Below are 21,945 nucleotides of genomic sequence, written 5' to 3' on the forward strand. Positions count from 1 at the left end.
CGGAGGCAGGGCGTGCAGAGGGATGCATGGCATGGCCCCGCCTCGCAGGGCGCGGCCTTCGACTGGCCGCGCACTTTCGCGGCGCGCGGTGCCGGCCATCTGCGCCCGGAGCACCTGCGGCGCCGCCCGCAGCAGGCACGCAGCGGCGCGCTGCATTGCTTCCTGCTCGACTGCTCGGCCTCGATGCGCAGCGACGGCAACCTCGCGCGCGCCAAGGGCCTGCTGCTCGCGCTGATGCAGGAGGCCTACCAGCGCCGCGACCACGTCGCGCTGCTGTGCTTTGCCGGCGAGGTGGTCGAACTGCGCCTGCCGCCGCGCCGCGCCAGCGCCTGGAATGACGACTGGGTCGCGCCGATCGCAGCGGGCGGTGGCACGCCGCTGGCATTGGGCGTGCAGCGCGCGGGGCAACTGCTGGCGAAGAGCGAGTCGCGCCAACGCTGGCTGTGGCTGTTGACCGATGGCCGCAGCAGCGAAAACCCCGCGCGGCCCGAGGCCGCCGACATGGCCTGCGTGGTGGACTTCGAGACGGCGCGCGTGCCGCTGCACCGTGCGCGGCAGCTTGCCACGCATTGGGATGCGCGCTACGTCGTGGCCTCGAACCCGAACGCTTGAGCGTCTTGCCCGGCCGCTGTTTCGACCGGCGCCAGCATCGTTCCCCGGCAACTGGGCGAGCCGCAATGGCACGGGTACTTCGACGGCGGCGAGCCGTCGTCCGCGGTCAGCGAATAGTCGATGAATAGCTCGTCGCCTGCGTCCACGGCCATCAGCGTCTGGAACTTCAGCACCATTTCGCCGCCCTCGTCGTATTCCTCGACGGCCTCGCAATTCGGCTCGCATGAATGGTTCAGGTGGCGAGTGGCGTTGCCGCCCTTGGCGCCGTCGATGGTCTCGTGGTTCGACAGCGTGAACAGGTAGGTGAGCTGGTCGTCCCAGACCTTGGTGGCGATCTCGGCTTGGGTGTAGCGGCGGCCTTCGTAGAGGCCGAGGAAAGCTTCCGCCGGCAGGTCGCGCGTGGCGAAGGCGCCGAGGCCGTGCACGCCGCTGGGGCCTACCCGGACGAAAGGAGTGGAGGAGGTTTGCTTGCGATGCTTCATGGCGGAAGGGATGAGTCGTCGGGTGTCAGGGCTTCGGTGCGCCCAGCGAGGCCAGGCAGCCCACGATGGCGTCGGCCGCTTCGTCCAGCCGCGGACCGGGGCGCATCATCAGGTCGAAGCGCGCCGAGGCGAAGCTACACACGCGCCCGCGCTGGATGGCCGACATGGCCGACCAGCCGGGCCGCGAAGCCATGGCGGAGATTTCGCCGAGCGCCGACACCATCAGCACGTCCGGATTGGCGCGCACCACGAACTCGGGGCTCATCTTCGGGAACGGGCCGAGTGTGCCCGGCACAGCGTTGCCAAGCCCGAGGCGGGCCAGCGTCTCGCCGATGAAGGAGCTCTCGCTGGCCGCGGCCATGCCGCCGTGCACCTCGAAGTAAACGCGACGGCCTTGCCAGCCGGCCGGCACGCGGGCCTTGGCGGCGTCCAGCCCGGCGTCGAGCCTGCGCCAGAAGGCTTCGCCCGCTCCAGGCCGGCCGGTGGCGCGGGCCACGGTTTCCATCACGCGGCGCATGTCGGCGTGGGTCTTGGCGTCGAGCGCCAGCACCTTGATGCCAAGGCGCTCCAGCGGTTCGGCAGCGCGGCTGCGCGGACGCAGCAGCACAAGGTCGGGCTTGAGCGCGACGATGCGCTCGATGTTCGCGTCGTCGATGCCGCCGACCTGCGGCAAGCCCTTCACCGACACCGGCCAGTTGGCATGGCGGTCGATGCCCACCAGCCGGTCGCAGGCGTCGAGCGCGCAGACCGTTTCGGTCAGCGAGGGCATCAGCGACACGATGCGCCGCGCCGGCGCCTGCAGTTCGAGCGTGGTGCCGCGGTCGTCTTCGAGGCGGATGCCCGCCGCGTGCGCCACCGAACCGAAGCCCAGGGCCACGAAGGCCGCGGCCTTCGCGATCTGGCGGGCGGCGGAGGCAAACGGCGGGTGCGGAGCGGGGGGCGGTGGGGCGGTGGGGTTCATCGGGGCGGGCGTTGTCAGCCCGCTATTGTCGCGGTGCCTGCATGCGCAGGCGCCGCGCCGCTTCTTCCTCGCGTGCGTCGTCCACCTCACGCATCACGTTGCGCAGGTCGACCGGGCCGGTCTCGCGCACGAACGTGCCGGTCAGTTCCGTCTCGGGGCGCAACAGGCCGCGTTCGTACAGCTGCCAGATCTCGTCGCCGTAGTGCGTGCGCAGCAGCGCGGGCGCGAACTGGCCGAAGAAGTTGCGCAGGTTCTCGACGTCGCGCAGCAGCATGCGCCGCGCGTGGTTGTTGCCGGCGGCGTCCACCGCCTGCGGCAGGTCGATGATCACCGGGCCGTCTTCGGCCAGCAGCACGTTGAACTCGGAGAGGTCGCCATGCACGATGCCGGCGCACAGCATGCGCATCACCTCTTTCAGCAGGCTGGCGTGGTGGCGCAGCGCGTCTTCGGGCGAGAAGACCACGTCGTTGAGGCGCGGGGCGGCGTCGCCGTGGGCGTCGGTCACCAGGTCCATCAGCAGCACGCCTTCGAGGAAGTTGTGCGGCGTGGGCACGCGCACGCCCGCGGCGGCCAGGCGGTAGAGCGCATCGACCTCGGCGCTCTGCCAGATGGCCTCGGTCACCTTGCGGCCGAAGCGCGTGCCCTTGGCCATGGCGCGTGCCTCGCGGGTGTTCTTGACGCGCCGGTTCTCGGTGTAGTCGACGGCCTGGCGGAAGCTGCGCTTGTCGGCTTCCTTGTAGATCTTGGCGCAGCGCGTCTCGTCGCCGCAGCGCACGACGTAGACCATGGCTTCCTTGCCGCTCATGAGCTGGCGCACCACGGTGTCGATCAGTCCCTCGTCGATCAATGCCTGCAGTCGCTGGGGTGCCTTCATGGCCGTGCCTCCAGGAAGGTCCGCAGGCTTTGCGTGTCGATCTGGTAGAGGCCGTCGTGCTTGTGCGCGGCAAAGCCGAGCCGGTGGTTGATGGTGAGCATGGGGGCATTGACTTCGGCGTTGTGGGTCACGGCCAGCGTGACCTCGGGGTGGCGCTCGCGCACGAGCTGCAGCATGGCGGCCTTCACGCCCTTTGCAAGGCCCTTGCCGCGCCACTGGCGCGCGACGGCCGTGAGCCGCTGTTGCAAGCGGTCGGGGAAGCGCTGGTTCCAGGAGGCGTCGCACACCGCGACCACCTCGTCCCCGTCGAGCAGGAGCACGAGAAAGTGCTCGCCCCCGCGGCGGTCCATGTCGGCATACCAGGGCGGGAAGTCCTCCAGGTCGTAGCGCAGCGGCGGCCGTTCGAGGTTGGTGGTGGGCGCGTCGTTCAGCAGCGCGGACAGCGGCGCCATCAGCGCAGCGAGCCGCTCGAAGGGCACGCGGCCCGCGTGCACCTCGGTGCGCAGGCCGTGGGCGGGCGCGAAGCCATCAGCGCGCCAGCGGGCGAGCATCTGCCAGTCGAGCCCGGCCAGGGGCATGCGGTTCTCGACGCTGCGGTGCTTTTCGACGGCGCCGATGGCCTGCAGGAAGGCGTGGCCGTCGGGCAAGTGGGTCTTGATGGTTGCGACGGACTTGCAGTGCATTTCCATCAACGCCAGCAACGCGCGAAGCAGCGTGCTCGCCACGCCGCGGCGCCGGTGCGGGCGCAGCACGCCGCCCCAGGCTTCGAGGAACGGTGCGAACGCCTCGTGCCCGGGCGTGCCTTCGCGGCGGAAGCTCGCGCTCAGGCTGCCGATGAATTCGCCGTGTGCGCCAACGGCGAGCACGCGATGAACGGCATACAGCGGGCCGGGCTGCAGCACGTTGTGCCGGGTGTCGGCATCGGGAGGAACAGGGTCGCCGGGAAAGTCTTCCGCGGCGCGCAGGCGCCAGTAGGCGAGGAAATGGCCCCAGTCGGTTTCGGAAGCGCGCTGGGGATCGAACACGGTGGTCACGGTATGCCGCGCAGGTGCGGCACGGTTTTCAAGCATGGTCGTTGGCCTTGATTCGATAAATGAACGGGGCGCTGCCGGCACGTGCGTGCCGGTAGCGGCGTTTGAATCGGGGCGGTTTGTGGTCGTCGCGGCGGGTGATGGCCGCGCGGGGCAGACCGGCTACGCGGTCGACGCGTGAACGATCAGTTCAGATGAGGCCCGGCAAACCGCACGTTGGTGGGGGCTTGAATTGCAGTGTCTTCCATCGCGCACCTCCGCTTTCTGTGTGGTTGTCGAAGCGACGAATGTAGCGGGCTTGCCGCGTGCTGTGAAGTGCGGTGTGGTTTTGACGCGCGCATCGTGACCGCCCTCGGCCACGGAACGGCCTGACGGCAGGTCAGCCGAAAGCCGCGCGCAGCCTTGCCGCGAGCTGGTGCGCTTCGGCGGTGGTGGCGATGTTGGTGAAGCCCATCAGCAAGCCTGCGTCACGGTGCGCCGCAATGGCGCTGTTCGCCGGCTTGTAATCGGCATGTCAGCCGTTAGCTGGTTGGGCTTTTAGCGCACGCCGAGCCGAACACGGTGACGCTCGCGCCGGTCAAGACCGGCGAGGTGAGTTCGCGCGCTAGGCGACGCGTTCTTCGATCGGTCCCACGCGATCTGGATAGAACGCCAGGTGGTCCTTGATCTGTGCGACCGGCTCGTAGGGCGACTCGTAGGTCCATACCGCATTCACCGAGCGTTCGCCGCCTGCAGGAATGCTGTAGTAGTTGCACTCGCCCTTGTACGGGCAATAGGTCGCGTGTTGCGTACGCTCCAGCAGCGACATCCTGACGTCCTTGCGGGGGATGTAGTGCACCGTTCCGAAATGCGTTTCGCGCAGCGTCAACGCTTCGCGCGTGTCGGCGATGACACGGCCGTCGACCGACACCACCACGCGCAGCGGGTTCGGTGTGATTGTGATCGGATGATCGGGGCCGGGGGTCTTGATGGTGCGTTCCGCGGTAGCGAACATGAGAATGCTCCTTCGGTCAGATCGGGTTGACGCAAGATTCGGCGGATGCGCATCTTGCCGCGATGCGATGGCAGTTTGAAGCCCCTGCACAATTGGCCCGTTCGCAAAGTGGTTAAAGGCCATCGAGCCCATCGGAACCGCTCTGGAAGCCTTTCGACTTCATATTTGGACCTGGATTTGCGAGGTCTCGATGTGCAGGATGCGTGCGGTCACGCTTGTGTGTCGTTCGCGCATCAGTTCTTGACAAAGCGCAGGCCGTATCGTTCGGGTAAATCACTAGTGAAAGACTGAAGTGAAGAAGAACTACAAGCTCGCCATGTTGTTGCTTGCCAGCGTGTTGGCCGCCGGCGTATGGGCTCAGGACTGGCCCGCGAAGCCAGTTCGCGTCATCGTGCCCGCACCTGCAGGCAGTTCGCTCGATCTGATCGCGCGCACGCTGGCCGACCGCCTGCGCGTGATCTGGAAGCAGCCCGTGGTGATCGAGACCAAGGCGGGCGCGGGTGGCCTGATCGGCATGGACACCGTGGCCAAGGCGCCGCACGACGGCTACACGCTGGGCATCGGTTTCAACGGCCCGATTGCCTTCGGCCCCTACATGTATGCGCGCATGCCTTATGTGCCTTCGCGCGACCTGGTGCCCATCGTGCTCACGACCTCGCAGCCCAACGTGCTGGCGGTGCAGGCGAACAACCCCGCGAACACGCTGCCGGAGTTCGTCGAATGGGCGAAGAAGCGGGGCGACAAATTCAGCTATGCGTCGGTGGGCGCGGGCAGTTCGTCGCACCTCACGATGGAGCTGTTTCGCAGCGTGGCGCACATCGAGGCGGTGCATGTGCCTTATGCAGGTTCGCCGCCCGCGGGTCTGTCGCTGGCGGCGGGCGACACGCAGGCGCTGTTCGCGGTGGCGCCCGCGCTGCTGCCGTTGATCCAGGGGCAGCGCGTGAAGCTCATCGCCATCACGAGCGCCACGCGTTCCGAGCTCATGAAAGACCTGCCCACCGTGGCCGAGTCGGGCTATGCCGGTTTCGAGGCGCTGGCCTGGAATGGTTTCTTCGCCGCCAGCGGCACGCCGCCCGAGGTGGTGCGCCGCATCAACGCCGACGTCAACGAGGTGCTGCGGGAGCCGGCCGTGCGCGAACTGCTGGCCAACCAGGGGCTGGTGGCGGGCGGCGGCTCGCCCGAGGAGTTCAAGGCCTTCATCGACAGCGAGGGCCGCAAATGGGGTGCGATCATCGCCAAGGTTGGCATTCGCCTCGACCAGTGACATTTATCCTCACGCCACAAGAGAAGATTTCATCAGGAAAAGAACATGGAACAGTTTCCCCGCGACATCTACACGGAACCCGAGCCCGATCCGCACACGCTCGCCAACCTCGGCCCGCTCACGGGCCTGGCGGGCCTCTGGATCGGCACGGCCGGCCACGACGTGAGCCCGAAGGAAGACGGCCCCGAGGCCGAAGCCTTCATCGAGCACGCGGAGTTCCAGCCCATCGATGCACAGACCAACGGGCCGCAGATCTTCTACGGGCTGCGCTACCACCTGCGCATCGCCAAGCCCGACGAGGTGGAGACTTTTCACGACCAGGTCGGCTACTGGCTGTGGGAGCCCGCCACGGGCGCGCTGATCCAGACGCTGTCGATCCCGCGCGGGCTCACGGCCATGGCCACCGGCCACGCAAAGCCCGGCGACCGCAGTTTCAGGCTCGAAGCGGTGCGCGGCGGCGAGACCAACGGCATCGTGGCCAACCCGTTCCTGGAGCATGCGTTCAAGACGCTGCGCTACAGCATCGAGGTGTCGATCCATGATGATGGCAGCTGGTCCTACGAACTCGAGACGGTGCTGAGCGTGCGCGGAAAGCCCGAACCCTTCAGCCACACCGATCGCAACACGATGCGCAAGATCGGGGAGCCCACGCCGAATCCGACTGCGCGTGCCGCGATGGCGAGCGCCGTGGGCTGAGCGGCTATCGCCAGCTGGTCCTGGCTTGCTGCGCGCCGGGCATCAGTCCAGCCGCAGCGACCCCAGCCGCGCGACGATCAGGTCGTGCAGCGTCTGCGCCGCCACCGACAGGCTGCCTTCGCGCCGCTGCACCATGTAGAGCGTGCGCGTGAGGGACGGCAGGGGCAGTGGCCGCGTCACCAGCGTCTCGCGCTGGAAATGGAACAGCGTGAGGGCAGGCACCACGCTGATGCCCAGACCGGCCTCGACGAGGCCCATCACGGTGGCCAGGTGCTCCACCTCGAATACCGCATTCAACCTTTGCGGATGCAGCGCCGCGTCGAGCGCCTGCCGCACGCTGCTGTTGCGCGCCATCTGGATGAAGGGGTAGGGCGCGATCTTCTTCGCCGTGAGGCGCGGCTCGCGCGCGAGCGGATGGTCGGCGCGGCACACGAGGTGGAAGCGGTCGGTGCAGAGCTTGCGTGCGCGCAGGTCGCCGTCGGCGGTGCCCCCGGCGCCCGATGCGGCGAGCGCGAAGTCGGCCTGGCCGCTGCGCACCAGCGCGATGCAGGCGTCGGACAGCGCGTCGTCCAGGTCGATGCGGATGCCCGGCCAGGCCTGCATGAACTCGGCGAACACCGCGGGCAGCCAGCCGGCCGCGAGCGAGGGCAGGGCGGCCACGCGCACGCGGCCCTTGCGGCGTTCCACGTGGTCGGCGAGGTCGCCCATGGCGCTGCCCATGTCGTCGAGCAGCCGGCGCGCGGAGCCCTCGAACAGCCGGCCCTCGGGCGTGAGCTGCACGCTGCGCGTGTCGCGGTCGAACAGACGCGTGCCGACCGCGTCTTCGAGTGTGCGGATCAGCGCGCTGAACGCGGGCTGCGAAAGGTGGCTGCTCTGCGCCGCGCGCGTGAAGTTGCGGTGCTCGGCCAGCGCGAGAAAGGCGCGCAGCTGCCGCGTGGAGAGGTCGGGCGTCTTTCTCATGTCCTGGATGTCGGTGGCCGGCTTGTTATTTGAAAATCGGATCAATCGATCCGGATTTTCGATTTTACGGATGAGCGGCCGCTGCCTACAGTGCATAGCAATGAACTCCATCGAACCGTCCATGCTGCTGATCGGATGCGCTGCCGGCTTCTCGGGCGACCGCACCGATGCCGCCGGGCCGGTGGTCGACACGCTGATCGCGCGGCTCGCCGCGGGGCCTGCCGGCAGTCGCGCCTTCCTCATCTTCGAGACGCTGGCCGAACGCACGCTGGCGCTGGCGCAGCTGCGCCGTCGCGCCAACCCCGACGCCGGCTACGAGCCGTTGCTCGACGACATGCTGCGGCCTGTGCTCGCGCGATGCCTGGTGCATGGCATTCGCATCGTGAGCAACTTCGGTGCCGCCAATCCGCGTGCCGCCGCCCGGCACATCGCCCGCATGGCGCGCGAACTGGGCGCGGATGCGCCGCGCATCGCGGTGGTGGAGGGCGACGACCTGTCGGGACCCGAGCAGCGCGCATTGCTGAATGAAGCGCTCGGCGCGCGGATGCAAGGCCTGCGCATGGTCAGCGCCAATGCGTACATCGGCGCGGAACCCATTGCCGGGGCGCTCGACGCTGGCGCGCAGATCGTGGTGTGCGGCCGCGTGGCCGACCCTTCGCTCACTGTCGGGCCGGCCATGTCGCACTTCGGCTGGCGTGCCGACGACTGGGACCGGCTCGGGCGCGCGACCATGGCGGGCCACTTGCTCGAATGCGGCGCGCAGGTGTGCGGCGGTTACTTTGCCGATCCTGACTACAAGGACGTGCCGGGGCTGGAGGCGGTCGGCTTTCCGATCGCCGAGATCGACGCCGATGGCCGCTGCACCATCGGCAAGGCCGACGGCACCGGCGGCCTCGTGAGCGAGGCCACCGTGAAGGAGCAACTGCTTTACGAGGTGCATGACCCGGCCGCCTACCTGACGCCCGACGTGGTCGCGGACATTGCCGATGCCGACGTGCGCGCGCTTCCCGGCGCCGACCGCGTGGCGCTCTCCGGCGTGCGCGGCCACGAACGGCCGGGCCGCTACAAGGTCAATGTCTGCCATGAAGGCGGCTGGTTGGCGGAGGGCGAGATCTCCTATGCGGGGGCACGCGCCGAGGCCCGCGCTCGGCTTGCTGCAGATGTGCTTCGCAAGCGGCTCGACGGACTCGCGCTGCGCGTGGACCTGATCGGCGCGCTGAGCATCCTCGGCGACGACGCCGGCCGCGCGCTGGCGGATACGCCCGATGCGGGCCTGCGCGACGTGCGCCTGCGCGTGGCGGCCACGCATACCGATCGCGCGCAGGCCGAACGGCTGGCGCGCGAGGTGATGGCGCTCTACACCTGCGGCCCGGCCGGCGGCGGCGGCGTGCGCACCGCGCTCACGCCGCGGCTCAACACGCTGTCGTGCCTGCTGCCGCGCGAAGCAGTGCCGGTGCGCTTCGAATTGCTCGACGCGGAGGCACTGGCATGAACACCCTCGACATGATCGACGTGCCGCTCTATCGCGCTGCCCACGGCCGCACCGGCGACAAGGGCGATCGCTCCAACATCAGCGTGATCGCCTGGCACCCGCAGCTGTATCCCTTGCTGGTCGAACAGATCACGCCCGAGCGCGTGGCCGCGCAGTTCCGCCATCGCGCGCCGTCGCAGGTGCAGCGCTTCGTGCTGCCGAAGCTGCACGCGATGAACTTCGTGCTCGACGCAGTGCTCGACGGCGGCGTCAACGATGCGCTGAACCTCGATGCACACGGCAAGGCGCTGTCTTTCCTGCTGCTCGACATGCCTGTGCGCGTGCCGCGCGCACTCGAGCCCTTGCTGGCCGGGCCGTAGCGGCGGCTTCCTTTTTTTCTTTGAACCATTCCATCCGGAGACAAAACAATGAAACGATTTCCCCTCACCGTACTGACCACCGCATTGGCCCTGGCGCCGCTGCTGGGCCATGCGCAGGCCTTCCCCGAGAAGCCCATTACCTTCGTCGTGCCCTTCGCGGCCGGTACCGCTACCGACCAGATCGCGCGCGCCATCGGCAACCAGGTCGCGGCCGAGACCAAGCAAGCCGTCATCATCGACAACAAGGCCGGCGCCAGCGGCTTCATCGCCTCGCAGAACGTGGCCAAGGCGTCCGCCGACGGCTACACGGTGCTCATCACTACCAACACCACGCACGCTGCCAACGAGCACCTGTTCAAGAAGCTGCCCTACGACCCGGTGAAAGACTTCGTGCCTGTGGCCGCGCTCGGCAAGGGCGGCCAGATCATGGTGGTGAACCCCTCGTTCCCAGCGAAGAGCGTGGCCGAATTCATCGCGCTTGCGAAGAAGGAGCCGGGCAAGTACAGCTTCGGCAGCGGCAGTTCGTCGAGCCGCATGGCGGGCGAGCTGCTGCAGCAGATGGCCGACATCAGGCTGCTGCACGTGCCCTACAAGAGCAACACGCTCGCCGTGACCGACCTGCTGGGCGGCCAGATCCACATGATGATCACCGACACCGCTACCGGCCTGCCGCAGGTCAAGGCAGGCAAGCTGCGTGCGTTGGGCTTTTCCAGCTCGGTGCGATCGCCGCTCGCGCCCGATGTGCCCACCATTTCCGAGGCCGGCGTGAAGGGCTACGAGATGGGCTACTGGTTCGCGGCCTATGCGCCCGCGAAGACGCCGCCGGCCGTGGTCAAGCGGCTCAATGAGCTGCTGGTGAAGGCCGCGAAGAGCGACGCCGCGAAGACGGCCTTCTACGAGCCGACCGGCACCGAGGTGTACACGACCTCGCCCGAAGAGCTCGCGAAGTTCCAGGCGGCCGAGTCCCAGAAGTGGGGCCGCATCGTGAAGGCGGCCGGCATCGAGGCCGAGTAGACCGCGCGCCGTGGCGGGCATCCGCAGTCTGGGCGCACACGGCTGGCCGGCTCTGTCTGCTACGATCTCGCCACCGGGAATACAGCCTCCCGTTCTGCAAAGTTAGACGGTGTCCCGTCCAAGCGCTGGCGACTCATAACGGAGCTATCTGTGGACACCGCCTTGCCTGACGCACAGCCCGCGCCTTCTGCGCCCATCCAGTCCATTTCATTCGCTGAAGCCTTCCGCTTCTGGCTCAAGCCCGGCTTCATCAGCTTTGGCGGACCAGCGGGGCAAATCGCGATCGTGGCCCGGCCTTCTTTCCTCTCCGGCACGCAATGAGTACGCCCCCTTCGTCTCGTTCATTGGGCGGTCTCATGCGCCTGCTGCCCGCCGGCGTCGACCCCGTCGCCATGCCTCTGCTCGCCGCACGAGGTTTGCGCGCCTTCGGCGATGGGTACATGGCCGTGCTGCTGCCGGCCTACCTGCTTTCGAACGGGCTGGGTACGCTGGAGGTCGGCATCCTCAGCACGGCCACGATGCTGGGCTCTGCCTTGGCCACGCTGGCGGTTGGTGCATGGGGCTACCGCTTCGCAGGAGGGAAATTGCTGCGCATTGCCGCCGTGCTGATGGCCGCGACCGGCCTCGGCTTTGCGGGTTTGTCGGCATTCTGGCCGTTGCTGGTCGTCGCGCTCGTCGGCACCCTTAACCCCAGTTCGGGCGATGTGAGCGTCTTCCTACCTCTCGAACACGCCCGGCTGGCCGCAGCGGCGCAAGGCCATGCGCGAACCGCGCTGTTTGCCCGCTACAGCCTCCTGGGTGCGCTGTGTGCCGCGATAGGCGCATTGGCTGCGGCCGTGCCGGATTGGCTGGTTCAACACAGCCGGCTTGCGCGCCTCGACGCGCTGCGCGGAATGTTCCTGGTGTATGCCGCGATCGGGCTCATTGTTTTCTGGCTCTATCGAGACCTGTCGGCCCCTGACGCAGGCAACAACTCAAGCGGCGCACCTGTCGCCCCGGCACCCCTGGGGCCTTCACGCGGCGTGGTGATGCGATTGGCGGCACTCTTCAGCGTCGACGCCTTCGCCGGCGGATTGACGGTCAACGCGTTGATGTCGCTATGGCTGCTGCAGCGATTCGGCTTCTCGCTGACCCAGGCCGGAGTGTTCTTCTTCTGGACTGGTTTGCTGAGTGCCGCATCGCAGCTCGCGGCTCCTGTGGTTGCACAACGAATAGGGCTGCTCAACACGATGGTCTTCACGCATCTGCCCGCCAACGTCTGCCTTGTGTTGGCTGCGCTGGCGCCCAGCTTGCCGATTGCGCTTGGTTTGCTGATGGTTCGCAGCGCGTTGTCATCGATGGACGTTCCCACCCGGACGGCCTATGTGATGGCCGTGGTGACTCCTGCAGAGCGCAGCGCCGCGGCGAGTTTCACTGCCGTTCCGCGGAGCCTGGCCGCGGCCATCAGTCCGACGCTCAGTGGCGCACTGTTTGCGGCCGGATGGATCTCCTTGCCGCTCATTGCGTGCGGGCTGCTCAAGATTTCCTACGATCTCGCCCTGTGGCGTGCCATGCGGCGGGATCGACTTGAACCAGAAATTGCGAACCAGTGAGAACCGACAACTGCCTTAGGCACTGTGTACCCCAAAGCCCGCCTCACCCGGTGCGATGTCCTCGCGCAGCGTGAGGGCGGGAATCTCGTAGTCGCCTCCGTTCTGCCGGCGGAACGGAATCGGCTCGGCCGTGAACAGCGTGTCGAGCCGCTGGCCCAGCTCTTCGGTGATGCGCGCGTAAGCGGCCTCGTCGACCTTGTGCGTGCGATGCACCACGTAAGGCGGTAGCACGTCGAAGCCGGGGTAGTAGAGGATGCCGTGGTGGATGGGGAACAGCAGGTCGTCCATGGGCCCGTTGATGCCGCGCGGCGCGTAGTGCGAGGCCCAGCCGCCGGTCGTCACCACCAGCATGGCGCGCTTGCCGGTCAGCGTGCCTTCGCCGAAGCGGTCGCCCCAGTGCGTGTCGGAGTGCTCGCCCACGCCGTAGGCGAAGCCATACGCGTAGATGCGCTCGACCCAGCCCTTGAGGATGGCCGGCATCGAGTACCACCACAGCGGAAACTGCAGGATCACCGCGTCGGCCCAGAGCAGCTTTTCCTGCTCGGCGGCGATGTCGGCGGTTTGCGTGCCGGCCTCGAAGGCCTGCAGCGATTCAAGGGAGGGGTCGAAACGCGCGGCGGCATCGCGCGCAGGGAAGTCGTCGGCGTCGAGCGCGGGCTTCCAGCGCATGGCGTACAGGTCCGACACGCGCACGGAGTGGCCGGCGGCCGCGAGGCGTTCGGTCATGAAGCGATGGAGCGCACCGTTGAGCGAGGCGGCTTCGGGATGGGCAAGGACCAGCAGGATGTTCACGGTTTCACAAGGGTTGGAATGAAGATGTCCGCAGGTTAGGCGCCGTAGCGATATATTGGAAATGAATAGTCTGAATTCCAGCAATTAACATGAACAATTTCAGCCGCCTCGATCTCAACCTGCTGGTCACGCTCGACACGCTCCTGGCCGAGCGCAACGTCACGCGCGCGGCCGAGCGCCTGAACCTTTCGCAGCCCTCGGTGAGCGTGCAGCTCGCCAAGCTGCGGGAAGTGTTCGGCGATCCGCTGCTGGTGCCCGCGCAGCGCGGCATGCGGCCCACCGCTCGCGCGGACGAACTGCGCGAGCCGCTGCGCGAAGCGCTGGAGTCGCTGGGCCGCGCGGTCGCACCCACGCGGCCTTTCGATCCGGCCGAGGCGACCACCACCTGGCGCGTGGCCGCGGCCGACTACGCCGAGTCGGCCATCCTCCTGCCGGCGCTGGCCCGCTTGCGCGCCGAAGCGCCGAACACCCGGCTGGCCGTGGTGGAGGCGGTGCCGTCGCGCATGGCACGGCAGCTGGAGCAGGGGGAGATCGACCTGTTCTTTCACACCAGCGTGGGCGCGCCACCGGGGCTGCACCGGCGCGTGCTGTTCCATGAGCGCTATGTGCTGGCCGGGCGGGCAGGGCATCCGCGCCTGAAGCGGCGGCCGACGCTGGCGCAGTTCTGCGCGCTGGAGCACGTGGTGGTCTCGCTCGGCGGCGGCGGCTTCGCCGGGCCGACGGACGAGGCGCTCGCAGGGAAGAGCCTCGCGCGGCGCGTGGTGCTGTCGGTGCCGCACTTCCTTTTCATGATGTCGGTGCTGGCCTCCACCGACATGGTGGCGATGCTGCCCGAGCGGCTGGCGCGCGGCGCGCCCGGGCTGCGGGTGGTGGAAGCGCCGCTCGAGGTGGCCGGCTACGAGATGGCCATGCTCTGGCATGAGCGCCGGCACCGCGACCCTGCGCATAAGTGGCTGCGCGAGCAGATCGCGGCGAGCCTCTGAAGCCCGGCGGGCCTAGAAGGCATCGATGGCCTTCTCGGCGTCGACCTTGCGGTGCAGGGGCAGCCACAGCATGAAGCGGGTGCCGGTGCTGCCGGATTCCCAGCTCACGGTGGCGCCGATGGCAAGCGCGCGCCGCTGCTGGTTGCGCAGCCCGCGGCCGCCGCGGCGCAGGGCCTCATCCACGTCGAAGCCCGCGCCGTTGTCTTCGATCGCCACGCACACGGCCTGGTCGAGCGTCGCGGTGCTCACGCAGATGGTGGTGGCCCGTGTGTGGCGCAGCACGTTGGCCACGCATTCCTGCACGATGCGCAGGATGTGCAGCGCGCTTTTCGGTTCCAGCCAGGACAGCACGGGCACGGGCTGCACCTCCCAGCGCAGCGCGACACCCGCGCTCTCGATGCGCGGCGCCAGGCGAAAGCGCAGGGTTGCCAGCAGCAGCAGCAAGTCGGCGTCCACGTTCTCCATGGAGTCGATCACCAGCTTCAGGTCGTCCATGCAGCCCTTGAGCACGTCGGAAACCTCGGCGTCGCTCATGGTGCCGCGCTCCACCGAGCGGATGGCGCTGATCAGCGACGAACCGAGTCCGTCGTGCATGTCCTGCATCAGGCGCCGGCGCTCGGCGCTGAGCATGTGCTGGGTTTCGATGGCGCGCAGCCGCCGGTAGCTTTGCCCCAGCTCGGCTTCGCGGGCCTGCAGGCGCTGGGCCAGGCCCTTGTTCAACCGGCCCACTTCGGCGAACGCGTCGGTGTAGCGCTGGAACAGGATGTACGAAAAGACGAAGAACAGGCCGATGATGGCGTAGGGAGAGGTGTACACGCTCTCCGGGCTGACCAGGTTGTTCTGCAGGAACCCGTCGTAGGAGGTGAAGGCGACGGCGAAGACGGTCCAGCCCGCCACCAGCCGTCCCTCGGGCAGTTGCGCGCGCAACGCCTTGCGCAAATTCACCGCAAAGATCAGCACCGCGACGGGCAGCACCATCAGGTTGAGCAGGGGCGTGAAGAGGTAGAGGCTGACCACCCACGTCGAGGCGTGAGGCAGCGTTGCGACATTGCAGGCCAGCGTCAAGGCCAGCGCCGAGCGGGTCAGCCAGGCCGAAGGCTGCCGATGCAGGCGCTGCAGGAACAGGTGGATCAGGACGATCAGCCAGAGCAGGCTGGCAACGGTGATCCATTCGAACCATTCGTCCGAAATCGGGGTGTAGCTGCCGCCCACGTAGTAGTGAAGCGTTCGCAGGAAGGCGAGCGCGGAGATGGCGAAGAACAGCAGGTAGAGCGATTCGCGCTTCTTGCGCAGCCACACGGCGAACGCGAATGCGCCAACCGCCAGGAAGGCGGCGCTGCCCATGAACGGCAACTGCACCTGCAGCAGTTGGCGCATCTGGTAGCGCCAGCTGAGTGAATCCTCGTCGCCCACCCACACGGTCGAGAATCCGCTGCCGCTGTTGCGCAGGCGGTCGACGCGGATCAGCACGGACGTGGGCGAAGGCGTGTTGGCGGTCGCGTTCAGCGGCAGCAGGAGCGGATGGTTGTAGTCGTTGTGGACGGGGCTGCCATGCGACTGATAGAGCAAAAGGCCGTCGCCGTACACCGCAATGTGGCCCAGGGTCTTCCAGCGCGGGAGATAAAGAAGGCGCGGCTGCGCCGATGGCGCCAGCCCGGCCAGGTCGATGCGGTACCAGTCGGTGACGGTCCGCGCGCCGCTGGAAGACGTGGGCACCAGTTCGCGCGGGGCCGTATGCGGAAGGCTGATCGTCTTCCAGCCGTCGGCCGGCAGCGCGGCGTCTTCCGCACGCTTCGGAGGGGCGGAATAACCCGTGCCGGAAACGGACAGCAGCTCGGCCTTCGTGATGTGGACGACGCCATCGTGCTGCGGCACGGCATCGGCCTCCGATGGTTCGCTGGCGTGCGCACAAGGCAGTACGGCGAGCGGCAAGGCAAGCCACAGCTTGGCGATCCATCGGCTGACTCTCCAACAGCCTTTGCGGGCTGGCCTCATAGATCTAGATCGCTTCTGCCATGGAACTCATTTTTGTGGATGCGCCTGACGAACGTAGGCGCTGTGATGCGGTTCGGCTCCCGCTCCCGCCGGCCGACCGCGAGCCGATTATGTCCTTGGCCCAATTTCCCCGCTCACCCGGGCATCGGCGCGCTCACCCTCAGATCACGGGCACGCTGGTTTCCTTCAGCACCCGCAGCACGAAGTGCGACTTGCTGTGCCGGATGCCGGGGATCTTGTAGAGCTTTTCGCGCAGCAGCCGCTCGTAGTCGCGCGTGTCGCGCACGGCGATGCGGATGTAGTAGTCGTAGTCGCCCGAGACGAGGTAGGCCTCCTGGATCTCCGGAATGGTCGCCAGCGTGCGGCCGAAGTCATACAGGGTCTCGTCGGTGTGGCTTTCGAGCGTGACCTGCACGATCACCGAGTCGTGGTAGCCGAGCTTGGCCGGATCGACGTCGACCGTGTAGCGCTTGATGACGCCCGAGGCCTCGAGCTTCTTGATGCGCGTCCAGCAGCTGGTGGGCGACAGGCCGACCTCGTTGCCGATCTCCTGCAGGGTCTTGCGCGAGTCGAGCAGCAGAACGCGCAGGATGGCAAGGTCGGTCTTGTCGAAAGATCCTTCGTTGTCATTGGTGTTTTGCCGACTGGTTTTCATGAATGGAGCCAAAAAGGCCAAAAGAAAGAAGCATATTTTGCGCTCAAACCGGAAGAATCGACGGCATGCGACTTCTCGACCTACCCCTCACGTCTTCCCTGTCTCTCCACCCGGAAGCGCCAATCCGTATCCGCAACGGCGCCGAAGCCCTGCTCGACACGCTGGTCGAGTGCGGCGTGGACACCATCTTCGGCTACCCCGGCGGCGCGGCGCTGCCGCTGTACGACGCGCTGCACGGCGAGCCGAGGCTGCGCCACGTGCTGGTGCGCCACGAGCAGGCGGCCGTGCATGCGGCCGAGGGCTATGCGCGCAGCACCGGCCGCGTGGGCGTGGTGCTGGTCACCTCGGGGCCGGGCGTGGGTAACACCATCACCGGGCTGCTCGATGCGATGAGCGATTCGGTGCCGGTGCTTTGCATCAGCGGGCAGGTGGCCACCGCCGTCATCGGCACGCAGGCATTCCAGGAGAGCGATGCGCTCGGCATGTCGCGCCCGGTGACCAAGTGGAACCGGCAGGTGCGCTCGGCCGACGACGTGCCCTCGCTGGTGCGGCGCGCGCTGGAAATCGCCACCACCGGCCGCCCGGGACCGGTGCTGCTCGACGTGCCGAAGGACATCCAGCTCGACCGGCTGGGCAGGGCGCCCGAGTCTTCGCCGCTGCGCGCGCTGCGCACGAGCCGCACGGCGCTGCCGCCGAAGGCCATGATGCAGCGCGCGGCCGACCTGCTTTCGACCGCGCGCCGGCCTGTCGTCTATGGCGGCGGCGGGCTGGTCAATTCGGGGCCAGCCGCCTGCGAGGCTTTCGCGCGGCTCGTGAACCTGCTGCACGCGCCGTGCACGCTCACGCTGATGGGGCTGGGCGCGTTCCCCGCATCGGACCCGAAGTTCATCGGCATGCTGGGCATGCACGGCATGCTCGAAGCCAACCTGGCGATGCACGAGGCCGACCTCGTGGTGTGCGTCGGCGCGCGCTTCGACGACCGCGTGACCGGCAAGCTCGACGAGTTCTGTCCGCACGCGCGCAAGATCCACATCGACATCGACCCCGGCAGCATCAACAAGGTGGTGCGCGTGGACGTGCCGATGGTGGGCGACTGCGCGGCGATCCTCGAAAACCTGCTGGCGCTGCTGCCGGCCGAGGGCTTCGCACCAGAGCGTCTGGCGCCGTGGTGGGCGCGCATCGAACGCTGGCGCGCCCAAGACTGCCTGGCCTTCGAGGCGCGCGAGGATTCGATCCTGCCGCAGCAGCTGATGTCGTCGCTGCAGCGGGCCATCGGCGCGGGCGGGCGCGACACCATCGTGTCGACCGACGTGGGGCAGCACCAGATGTGGGCCGCGCAGTACCTGCGCTTCGACAGCCCGCGCCACTGGCTCACCTCCGGTGGCGCCGGGACCATGGGCTACGGGCTGCCCGCGGCCATCGGCGCCCAGATCGGCCACCCCGAGGCGCTGACCGTGTGCGTGAGCGGCGATGCCTCGGTGCTCATGAACATCCAGGAGCTGTCGACGGCGGTGCAGCACCGCGCGCCGGTGAAGCTGGTGCTGTGCAACAACGGCTACATGGGCATGGTGCGGCAATGGCAGGAGCTGAACCACGGCAATCGCCTGAGCCACAGCTGGAACGAGGCGCTGCCCGATTTCGTGGCGCTGGCAAAGGCCTTCGGCTGGGGCGCACGGCGGGTGTCGGACCCGGCCGAGCTGGAAGGCGCGCTGGCTGAATGCCTGGCGAGCGAAGGGCCGTTCTTCCTGGACGTGCAAGTGGCGGCGCAGGAGAACTGCTTTCCGATGATGCCGTCGGGGCATGGGCACCACCGGGTGATGCTGGCGAAGGATCGCTGGTACGAGGAGGCGTGAAGACTCTGTTCCCTCTCCCAGAGAGGAGAGGGGGTAGAAGCGGACTCAGCGGCGCGGCGAGATGTTCAGCGTCCTGCAGAACTCGTAGAAAGCTTCGAGTTCGTGCGACTTGTCGAACACCGCATCGACACCCGCGGACAGCGCGCCTTCGCGCACCTCGGAGGTTGCGTAGTTCATGAGGACGACCGTGCGCTGCGCCGGTGACTTGCGCGCCTGCAGGTACTGAGCCACGGCGAGGCCATTGCCCTCGGCCAGGAAGATGTCGATGACGGCCGCGTCCCAGCCTTCGGGATTGTCCTGAAACCAGTCGATGGCGCCGCGCGAAGTGGCGGCGGTCCCGATCACGTTGCATTCGGAAAATTCCTGCAGTCCGTCGGCCAGTGTGGCGGCGATCAGGGGGTTGTCTTCTATCAGGTAGATGCGGGTCATCGTGCGGGGCCGGAGCTTCTTGTAACGTAACGCTCGGCTTGTCTCGGGCCGAGGCTGGTCATTGTCCGGACTGAAGCCGGAGGGCGAGTCGGACAACGCCGCCACCTGTCGTAGACCGCTGCAGGCTTGCGCTTAGACTGCGCCGGCCCGAACCCCCTTGCACGGAAATTTCATCGACCATGTTCAGAACATTGCTCAAGTCCAAGATCCACCGCGCCACCGTCACCGATTGCGAACTGCACTACGAAGGCTCCTGCGCCATCGACCAGGACCTGCTCGACGCAGCCAACCTGGCCGAGAACGAGCAGGTGCACATCTGGAACATCAACAACGGCGAACGCTTCGTGACCTACGCCATTCGCGGCGAGCGCGGCAGCGGCATCATCTCGGTCAACGGCTCGGCCGCGCGCCGGGCCGCCGTCGGCGACCTGCTCATCATTGCGGCCTTCGGCCTTGTGCCCGAAGAGCGCGTGGCCGGGTACCTGCCGAAGCTGGTTTTCGTGGACGGCGCCAACCGCATCAAGGAAGAGCGCGCGCACATTCCGGTGCAGGCCGCCTCCGGCGAGCCCGTGCCGGCCTGAGCGCCTGAGGCTGCTGCAGCCTTTCACGCCTCCTTTCACATCCTCCAGCCGCAGCGCCCTCGTGCAGGCGCTGCCCTGCATCACGCCGGCTGGCTCGTCAACGTCGCGTTCGAATTCGATGCCGCGCACGGTGCCGCGCGGGTGCCGGCCGAACTCGGTGCGGCCACCAGCAAGGGCTGCGTTCACTTCGCCGACTGGCAGGCCTGCGGCGACGACGGCCACGGTCACGACCGGCAACTACATGGCTGCGCGGCAGCGCGTGAAAAAGACTGGGTGAGAAGCCAGGGCGCTTGCCCGCCCGGCGTCAACGCGACCACACGCCCACGCGTACGGATGCTCGGCAGGACAAAAGTACCAGGCTTTTCAAAGTCGTCCCGGTACTTATCGCTCATGAGGGAAAGGACATTCCTTCCATGTGCTCGCGCCGCTGGCGCCATCTAATTTGCAAACAAGCAAACGCAGCGTCGAGACAGGTACGCGCCGGCCTTTCGGCGCTCACAAAGGAAGCACATGACCGCGATCACCGGCTCCAACGGCAACGACCTTCTCACCGGCACGGCCGGCAACGACACCATCAACAGCGGCAACGGGGACGACACGGTCAACGGCGGAGCCGGGAGCGATTCGTTGAATGGTGGCGCGGGAGACGACACGCTCGACGGTGGCAGCGGCAGCGACCAGCTCAATGGAGGATCGGGGAACGACACCCTGATCTACAACGTCAGCGAGAACGCCGCGGTCGGCACCAAAGACGTGTACACGGGCGGGGCGGGCGTCGACACGCTCCTGCTCCAGTTCACGCGGGCGCAGTGGCTGGACTCTGCCACCCAGACGCAGATTGCCGCCTACCTGGCCCATCTTGCGGCAGTGACCAATGCCAGGACCGGCGAGGTTTCCAATGGTTCGGCCAGCGATTTCGTTTTCAGCTTCGGGTCGTCCACGCTGACCGTCCAGATGACCGAAGCCCTGAGAATCCTTGTGGACGGGATCGAGCTGAATCCGGCCAACGAAGCGGTAAGGGCGCTCGGCGATGCGGCCGTGACGACCGAAGACGGTCCGGGCGTACAGATCCATGTGCTGCAGAACGACCTTGTCCCTGACCTGGTCAGGAGCTTGACGCTGGCCTCGGCTCCAGCCCACGGAACGGCCACACTCGTTCAGCCGGCGATGGGCGATCCATCGACCTGGTATTTCCAGTACCAGCCCCATGCGGCCGATTTCCAGTACCTGGCAGCGGGCGAGACCGCAACCGACACCTTCAACTACCAGGTGACAGACGCCGATGGTGGGACGGGATTGGCCACGGCGACCATCACCATCACCGGCACCAACGATGGCCCGGTGATCACAGCCCAGGACCTGGTGGGTGCGGTGAGCGAGCAGATCGCGCCGTCGGGCACGCTGAGCGACAGCGGTGTCATCGGCTTCAGCGACCTGGACCTGAGCGACGTGCACCTGGTGAGCGCCACCGGCACGCCGGTCGGCAGCGTGCTGGGGAGCCTGACGGCGGTCAAGAACGTCGACACCACGGGGACCGGCACGGGCGGCCAGCTCACCTGGACCTACACCGTGGACGCCTCGGCTGTCGAGTACCTGGCCGCGGGCCAGACCCGGGTCGAGAGCTTCACCATCACAGTGAACGACCAGCACGGCGGCATCGTCACCCGGCAGATCGACGTGACCATCACCGGCACCAACGACGCGCCGACGATCGGCACGGCCGATGCCGCTGCGGCGGTGACCGAGGATGCGGCGACACCGACCCTGAGCGACAGCGGCACGATCACCTTCGACGACGTGGACCTGAGCGATGCGCACAGCGTCAGCGTGGCGGCCGGTTCAGGCAACACGCTGGGCGGGGTGTTGACGGCCGGCGTCAGCGATGCGGCCACGGGCGCGGGTGACGGCACGGTGAGCTGGAACTACAGCGTTGCCAACGCGGCCACGCAATATCTGGCCCAGGGCCAGACTGTGACGGAAACCTTCACCGTCACCATCAACGATGGCCACGGCGGCACGGTCAATCAGCAGATCACCGTGACGGTGACCGGGACCAATGACGTGCCGGTGATTGGTGGTGTGGCCAGCGGGGCGGTGACCGAGGATGCCTCGACGCCGAACCTGAGCACCAGCGGCGCGCTGACGATTGCCGATGTCGACCAGGGGCAGTCCAGCTTCGCAGCCCAGGCTGGCACGGCCGGCAGCCATGGTTACGGCAGTTTCACGCTAGCGGCGAATGGCAGCTGGACCTACACGGCCAACAATGGCCAGGCGGCAATCCAACAGCTTGGCGCAGGTCAAACGATCAGCGACAGCTTCACTGCAG

At 67.5% G+C, this 21,945-nt stretch carries 21 protein-coding genes and 1 pseudogene; 12 read left to right on the top strand and 10 right to left on the bottom strand.

Translation table 11 applies throughout. The features are described from left to right. Positions 1–12 precede the first annotated feature (12 nt). On the top strand, positions 13–612 hold the full coding sequence (locus PMI12_RS27040) for a vWA domain-containing protein (protein ID WP_007839122.1): 600 nt from the start codon (positions 13–15) through the stop codon (positions 610–612). Here the strand turns inward: PMI12_RS27040 and PMI12_RS27045 are convergent. The 5 genes from PMI12_RS27045 to PMI12_RS27065 form a co-directional block, all read right to left on the bottom strand. Continuing rightward, positions 582–1,094: an SET domain-containing protein gene (locus tag PMI12_RS27045; protein ID WP_007839124.1), complete on the bottom strand. Its 513-nt coding sequence runs from the start codon at positions 1,092–1,094 to the stop codon at positions 582–584. The two genes, PMI12_RS27040 and PMI12_RS27045, sit on opposite strands and share 31 nt — an antisense overlap. Before the next feature lie 25 nt (positions 1,095–1,119). Next, positions 1,120–2,055: an ABC transporter substrate-binding protein gene (locus PMI12_RS27050; protein ID WP_007839125.1), complete on the bottom strand. Its 936-nt coding sequence runs from the start codon at positions 2,053–2,055 to the stop codon at positions 1,120–1,122. A 22-nt stretch (positions 2,056–2,077) separates the two neighbouring features. After that, entirely contained in the window at positions 2,078–2,929 is an 852-nt protein-coding gene (locus PMI12_RS27055) for a PA4780 family RIO1-like protein kinase (protein WP_007839126.1), read from the bottom strand. Continuing rightward, positions 2,926–3,999 carry a GNAT family N-acetyltransferase gene (locus tag PMI12_RS27060; protein WP_007839127.1) on the bottom strand — a complete coding sequence of 358 codons (1,074 nt, stop codon included), beginning with the start codon at positions 3,997–3,999 and terminating at the stop codon, positions 2,926–2,928. Before PMI12_RS27060 ends, PMI12_RS27055 begins: the two co-directional genes overlap by 4 nt. Positions 4,000–4,564: 565 nt before the next feature. Next, positions 4,565–4,954: a DUF427 domain-containing protein gene (locus PMI12_RS27065; protein WP_007839128.1), complete on the bottom strand. Its 390-nt coding sequence runs from the start codon at positions 4,952–4,954 to the stop codon at positions 4,565–4,567. A 292-nt stretch (positions 4,955–5,246) separates the two neighbouring features. Between PMI12_RS27065 and PMI12_RS27070 the strand changes: the two genes are divergently transcribed. Together PMI12_RS27070 and PMI12_RS27075 are read left to right on the top strand one after the other, a co-directional pair. Continuing rightward, positions 5,247–6,218, top strand: coding sequence for a Bug family tripartite tricarboxylate transporter substrate binding protein (locus PMI12_RS27070; protein WP_007839129.1), 972 nt, complete (start codon positions 5,247–5,249; stop codon positions 6,216–6,218). A 45-nt stretch (positions 6,219–6,263) separates the two neighbouring features. After that, positions 6,264–6,914, top strand: a complete 651-nt coding sequence (locus PMI12_RS27075; protein ID WP_007839130.1) for an FABP family protein — start codon at positions 6,264–6,266, stop codon at positions 6,912–6,914. Positions 6,915–6,956: 42 nt separating this feature from the next. On the opposite strand, the gene PMI12_RS27080 is transcribed toward PMI12_RS27075, so the two are convergent. Beyond that, a complete protein-coding gene (locus tag PMI12_RS27080; protein ID WP_042674561.1) occupies positions 6,957–7,874 on the bottom strand; it encodes a LysR family transcriptional regulator in 918 nt (305 codons plus the stop codon). Positions 7,875–7,974: 100 nt separating this feature from the next. On the opposite strand from PMI12_RS27080, the gene PMI12_RS27085 reads away from it, so the two are divergent. From PMI12_RS27085 to PMI12_RS27100, 5 genes and pseudogenes are all read left to right on the top strand, one after another. Next, positions 7,975–9,366 carry an acyclic terpene utilization AtuA family protein gene (locus PMI12_RS27085; protein ID WP_007839144.1) on the top strand — a complete coding sequence of 464 codons (1,392 nt, stop codon included), beginning with the start codon at positions 7,975–7,977 and terminating at the stop codon, positions 9,364–9,366. Further along, entirely contained in the window at positions 9,363–9,725 is a 363-nt protein-coding gene (locus PMI12_RS27090; protein WP_007839145.1) for an AtuA-related protein, read from the top strand. The genes PMI12_RS27085 and PMI12_RS27090 overlap by 4 nt, the downstream gene beginning before the upstream one ends. A gap of 48 nt (positions 9,726–9,773) precedes the next feature. Continuing rightward, on the top strand, positions 9,774–10,739 hold the full coding sequence (locus PMI12_RS27095; RefSeq protein WP_007839152.1) for a Bug family tripartite tricarboxylate transporter substrate binding protein: 966 nt from the start codon (positions 9,774–9,776) through the stop codon (positions 10,737–10,739). A gap of 150 nt (positions 10,740–10,889) precedes the next feature. Next, a pseudogene (locus PMI12_RS29055) lies at positions 10,890–11,027 on the top strand (chromate efflux transporter); the annotation flags it as partial. Between the two features lie 68 nt (positions 11,028–11,095). Further along, entirely contained in the window at positions 11,096–12,331 is a 1,236-nt protein-coding gene (locus tag PMI12_RS27100; protein WP_007839154.1) for an MFS transporter, read from the top strand. Positions 12,332–12,346: 15 nt separating this feature from the next. Here PMI12_RS27100 and PMI12_RS27105 read toward each other — a convergent pair whose 3' ends face one another. Then, the gene (locus PMI12_RS27105; RefSeq protein ID WP_007839156.1) at positions 12,347–13,123 is read right to left on the bottom strand and encodes an NAD(P)H-dependent oxidoreductase; all 777 of its coding nucleotides are present in this window, start codon (positions 13,121–13,123) and stop codon (positions 12,347–12,349) included. Positions 13,124–13,212: 89 nt separating this feature from the next. Here PMI12_RS27105 and PMI12_RS27110 point away from each other — a divergent pair, with 89 nt between their 5' ends. Next, positions 13,213–14,106 carry a LysR substrate-binding domain-containing protein gene (locus PMI12_RS27110; protein WP_007839158.1) on the top strand — a complete coding sequence of 298 codons (894 nt, stop codon included), beginning with the start codon at positions 13,213–13,215 and terminating at the stop codon, positions 14,104–14,106. A gap of 12 nt (positions 14,107–14,118) precedes the next feature. Here the strand turns inward: PMI12_RS27110 and PMI12_RS27115 are convergent, their stop codons facing one another. Both PMI12_RS27115 and PMI12_RS27120 read right to left on the bottom strand, forming a co-directional pair. Continuing rightward, positions 14,119–16,038: a sensor histidine kinase gene (locus tag PMI12_RS27115; protein WP_237726185.1), complete on the bottom strand. Its 1,920-nt coding sequence runs from the start codon at positions 16,036–16,038 to the stop codon at positions 14,119–14,121. A gap of 223 nt (positions 16,039–16,261) precedes the next feature. Continuing rightward, the gene (locus tag PMI12_RS27120; protein WP_007839162.1) at positions 16,262–16,756 is read right to left on the bottom strand and encodes an Lrp/AsnC family transcriptional regulator; all 495 of its coding nucleotides are present in this window, start codon (positions 16,754–16,756) and stop codon (positions 16,262–16,264) included. Positions 16,757–16,821: 65 nt separating this feature from the next. Between PMI12_RS27120 and ilvB the strand changes: the two genes are divergently transcribed. Continuing rightward, the gene (gene ilvB / locus PMI12_RS27125) at positions 16,822–18,609 is read left to right on the top strand and encodes a biosynthetic-type acetolactate synthase large subunit (RefSeq protein WP_007839163.1); all 1,788 of its coding nucleotides are present in this window, start codon (positions 16,822–16,824) and stop codon (positions 18,607–18,609) included. Positions 18,610–18,654: 45 nt separating this feature from the next. Here the strand turns inward: ilvB and PMI12_RS27130 are convergent, their stop codons facing one another. After that, on the bottom strand, positions 18,655–19,038 hold the full coding sequence (locus PMI12_RS27130) for a response regulator (protein WP_007839164.1): 384 nt from the start codon (positions 19,036–19,038) through the stop codon (positions 18,655–18,657). A 179-nt stretch (positions 19,039–19,217) separates the two neighbouring features. Here PMI12_RS27130 and panD point away from each other — a divergent pair, with 179 nt between their 5' ends. Further along, the gene (gene panD, locus PMI12_RS27135; RefSeq protein ID WP_007839165.1) at positions 19,218–19,619 is read left to right on the top strand and encodes an aspartate 1-decarboxylase; all 402 of its coding nucleotides are present in this window, start codon (positions 19,218–19,220) and stop codon (positions 19,617–19,619) included. Positions 19,620–20,129: 510 nt separating this feature from the next. Beyond that, a partial coding sequence (locus PMI12_RS27140; RefSeq protein ID WP_007839166.1) for a VCBS domain-containing protein occupies positions 20,130–21,945 on the top strand: 1,816 nt, incomplete at its 3' end.

Source organism: Variovorax sp. CF313 (assembly GCF_000282635.1).
Lineage (GTDB): Bacteria > Pseudomonadota > Gammaproteobacteria > Burkholderiales > Burkholderiaceae_C > Variovorax.

Excerpts from the sequence above, each read along its gene's own strand:
- PMI12_RS27045 (WP_007839124.1), bottom strand. The coding sequence starts at position 1,094 with ATGAAGCATCGCAAGCAAACCTCCTCCACTCCTTTCGTCCGGGTAGGC.
- PMI12_RS27050 (WP_007839125.1), bottom strand. The coding sequence starts at position 2,055 with ATGAACCCCACCGCCCCACCGCCCCCCGCTCCGCACCCGCCGTTTGCC.
- PMI12_RS27055 (WP_007839126.1), bottom strand. The coding sequence starts at position 2,929 with ATGAAGGCACCCCAGCGACTGCAGGCATTGATCGACGAGGGACTGATC.
- PMI12_RS27060 (WP_007839127.1), bottom strand. The coding sequence starts at position 3,999 with ATGCTTGAAAACCGTGCCGCACCTGCGCGGCATACCGTGACCACCGTG.
- PMI12_RS27065 (WP_007839128.1), bottom strand. The coding sequence starts at position 4,954 with ATGTTCGCTACCGCGGAACGCACCATCAAGACCCCCGGCCCCGATCAT.
- PMI12_RS27075 (WP_007839130.1), top strand. The coding sequence starts at position 6,264 with ATGGAACAGTTTCCCCGCGACATCTACACGGAACCCGAGCCCGATCCG.
- PMI12_RS27080 (WP_042674561.1), bottom strand. The coding sequence starts at position 7,874 with ATGAGAAAGACGCCCGACCTCTCCACGCGGCAGCTGCGCGCCTTTCTC.
- PMI12_RS27085 (WP_007839144.1), top strand. The coding sequence starts at position 7,975 with ATGAACTCCATCGAACCGTCCATGCTGCTGATCGGATGCGCTGCCGGC.
- PMI12_RS27090 (WP_007839145.1), top strand. The coding sequence starts at position 9,363 with ATGAACACCCTCGACATGATCGACGTGCCGCTCTATCGCGCTGCCCAC.
- PMI12_RS27095 (WP_007839152.1), top strand. The coding sequence starts at position 9,774 with ATGAAACGATTTCCCCTCACCGTACTGACCACCGCATTGGCCCTGGCG.
- PMI12_RS27100 (WP_007839154.1), top strand. The coding sequence starts at position 11,096 with ATGCGCCTGCTGCCCGCCGGCGTCGACCCCGTCGCCATGCCTCTGCTC.
- PMI12_RS27110 (WP_007839158.1), top strand. The coding sequence starts at position 13,213 with ATGAACAATTTCAGCCGCCTCGATCTCAACCTGCTGGTCACGCTCGAC.
- PMI12_RS27120 (WP_007839162.1), bottom strand. The coding sequence starts at position 16,756 with ATGAAAACCAGTCGGCAAAACACCAATGACAACGAAGGATCTTTCGAC.
- ilvB (WP_007839163.1), top strand. The coding sequence starts at position 16,822 with ATGCGACTTCTCGACCTACCCCTCACGTCTTCCCTGTCTCTCCACCCG.
- PMI12_RS27130 (WP_007839164.1), bottom strand. The coding sequence starts at position 19,038 with ATGACCCGCATCTACCTGATAGAAGACAACCCCCTGATCGCCGCCACA.
- panD (WP_007839165.1), top strand. The coding sequence starts at position 19,218 with ATGTTCAGAACATTGCTCAAGTCCAAGATCCACCGCGCCACCGTCACC.